We start from the raw sequence: 2,787 nt of genomic DNA, 5'->3' as shown, positions 1-2,787 counted from the left end.
TTTCGCGAGCAAGCCCGCTCCCACATGGGTTTTGCAGTGTGGCTAGATGTTGAGCTCTACCTCACCCAACCTGCCCCCCAGTGGCCCAAAGCTGCGCTCCACCATCTGCCGCGACCCATCCGCATTCACAATCAACACCGTGCTCGCCCGCGTCCCATAACTGGGGCTGGCGATAAACACGCTGGACAACAAACTTTCTGTCGCCAACCCCACGCCGGTGTCCGGCAAATCAGCAAACGGCGCCGTCTGCGGGTCGCTCAGCATTTCCAGCAAGGCGTGTGGCTGCGGGTTCTGCAGCAGCCCGCCCAACGCCGCCTTGGCCTTGAGCAGCTTCGGCCACGGCGTATTCAGCCCGGCGTTGGATAATCCATATATCCCGGCCTCCAACCGCGTAGGCGCGGTCTGGTTGGCGTTGTAATGCCACAGCTCATCCCGCGTGCCCACCAGCAGGTTAAACCCGGCATATTCAATCGAACGGCCGTTAACGTCGGCCAAATAGTCTTCAATGGAGGCCGAACCGCTGAGGAAACGCGCCACCAGTTCCCCGCGCGAGGTGCGTGCCGGCGGTTGGTGCGGGTCGCGGATATTGGTCAGGGCGGCAAAACGCCCGTTGGCGTTCACCCCGAGCCAGGTACCACCGGCTTCCTGGTCGCGCCCGGCGTAGATGTCGGGCGTGTCCGGCCACCGGGCCAGCGGCAGGCTGGGGCGGGCGTAGAACTCATCACGGTTGGCCGCGACGATCAGCGGTTGGGCATGGCCCGGCCGCCAGGCGAAAACAATCAGGCACATCAGGCGATCCCTTTTGTGTTTTTTGCCACTCTACCCACTCAGGCAAAGGCGTTCCATCGTATCCAGTTGGGTCGCATGCCTTCCATCCGTTAACATGCCGGTCTTTGTGGATGACCGTCGGCTTCCTCGGCGAATAAGTTTCTTGATGTAACGCAGGCTTAATCGCGCCCGGGCAAGGTCCGGTCGCCATGACTAATGATTAACGAGGAGTCGCAATGCTGCCTTACCCGCAGATCGACCCGGTGGCCCTGGCCATCGGTCCGCTGAAAATCCACTGGTATGGGTTGATGTACCTGATCGGCATCGGCGGTGCCTGGTTCCTGGCTTCCCGACGCCTGAACCGCTTTGATCCGACCTGGACCAAGGAGAAACTCTCCGACCTGATTTTCTGGCTGTCGATGGGCGTGATCGTCGGCGGACGCTTGGGCTATGTGCTGTTTTACGACCTGCCGGCCTACATCGCCAACCCCACGCTGATCTTTGAAGTGTGGAAGGGCGGCATGGCATTTCACGGTGGGTTTGTCGGCGTGATGATCGCCGCCTGGTGGTTCGGGCGTCGCAATGGCAAGTCGTTCTTCCAACTGATGGACTTCGTTGCGCCGATGGTGCCGATCGGCCTTGGCGCCGGGCGCATCGGTAACTTCATCAATGCCGAGTTGTGGGGCAAGCCAACCGACGTGCCGTGGGCGATGATATTCCCGCCATTCAGCGACCCGGCGCAACTGCCGCGCCACCCGTCGCAGCTTTACCAGTTCGCGCTGGAAGGCGTGGCGCTGTTCCTTATCCTCTACATCTTCTCGCGCAAGCCGCGCCCGACCATGGCCGTGTCCGGCATGTTCGCGCTGTTCTATGGCATCTTCCGCTTCATCGTCGAGTTCGTCCGCGTGCCGGATGCACAGCTGGGCTACCTGGCGTGGGGTTGGGTGACCATGGGTCAGATTCTCAGCCTGCCGATGATCATCGCTGGCCTGGGCCTGCTGTGGTGGGCTTACAATCGCCCGCAAGGCATCAAGAACACCGCGCTTTAAATTCGAACGCCGAGGCCATTGTGTGGCCTCGGCTTCAACGATACGGGTAAACACATGAAGCAATATCTCGAACTACTGAACGACGTCGTGACCAATGGATTGACCAAGGGCGATCGCACCGGCACCGGCACCAAAGCCGTGTTTGCCCGTCAGTATCGGCATAACTTGGCCGACGGCTTTCCGCTGCTGACCACCAAGAAGCTTCACTTCAAAAGCATCGCCAACGAATTGATCTGGATGTTGAGTGGCAACACCAACATCAAGTGGCTGAACGAAAACGGCGTGAAAATCTGGGATGAATGGGCCACCGAAGACGGCGACCTGGGCCCGGTCTACGGCGAGCAGTGGACCGCTTGGCCAACCAAGGATGGCGGCAAAATCAACCAGATCGACTACATGGTCGATACGCTCAAGAACAACCCCAACAGCCGTCGCATCCTGTTCCACGGCTGGAACGTCGAATACCTGCCGGACGAGACCAAGAGCCCGCAGGAAAACGCGCGCAACGGCAAGCAAGCCCTGCCGCCGTGCCACTTGTTGTACCAGGCATTTGTACACGACGGCCACCTGTCGATGCAGCTGTACATCCGCAGTTCCGATGTGTTCCTCGGCCTGCCGTACAACACCGCCGCTTTGGCGTTGCTGACCCATATGCTCGCCCAGCAGTGCGACTTGATCCCGCACGAGATCATCGTCACCACCGGCGATACGCATGCCTACAGCAACCACATGGAGCAGATCCGCACCCAGCTGGCGCGCACGCCGAAGAAGCTGCCGGAACTGGTGATCAAGCGCAAACCTGCGTCGATTTACGACTACAAGTTCGAAGACTTTGAAATTGTGGGTTACGACGCCGACCCAAGCATCAAGGCTGCCGTGGCTATTTAAAGGTAGCCTCGGGCTAAATGTGGGAGCGGGCTTGCTCGCGAAAGCAATGTGTCAGTCACCGGAAACATTGACTGATCTACCG

At 59.8% G+C, this 2,787-nt stretch carries 3 protein-coding genes; 2 read left to right on the top strand and 1 reads right to left on the bottom strand.

Annotated elements, in window-relative coordinates:
• Positions 1-42: 42 nt before the first annotated feature.
• Positions 43-789 (bottom strand): NRDE family protein, encoded by a 747-nt coding sequence (locus tag WBB95_RS25945; RefSeq protein ID WP_424490172.1) that lies wholly within the window; start codon positions 787-789, stop codon positions 43-45.
• A 215-nt stretch (positions 790-1,004) separates the two neighbouring features.
• Here WBB95_RS25945 and lgt point away from each other — a divergent pair, with 215 nt between their 5' ends.
• Positions 1,005-1,817, top strand: a complete 813-nt coding sequence (lgt, locus tag WBB95_RS25940) for a prolipoprotein diacylglyceryl transferase (protein ID WP_424490171.1) — start codon at positions 1,005-1,007, stop codon at positions 1,815-1,817.
• A 54-nt stretch (positions 1,818-1,871) separates the two neighbouring features.
• Entirely contained in the window at positions 1,872-2,705 is an 834-nt protein-coding gene (locus tag WBB95_RS25935) for a thymidylate synthase (RefSeq protein ID WP_424490170.1), read from the top strand.
• The last annotated feature ends 82 nt before the right edge of the window (positions 2,706-2,787 follow it).

The sequence above is a fragment of the Pseudomonas sp. genome (assembly GCF_049645325.1).
Classification (GTDB): Bacteria; Pseudomonadota; Gammaproteobacteria; order Pseudomonadales; family Pseudomonadaceae; genus Aquipseudomonas.
This window is presented reverse-complemented; position numbering and strand designations above follow the sequence as displayed.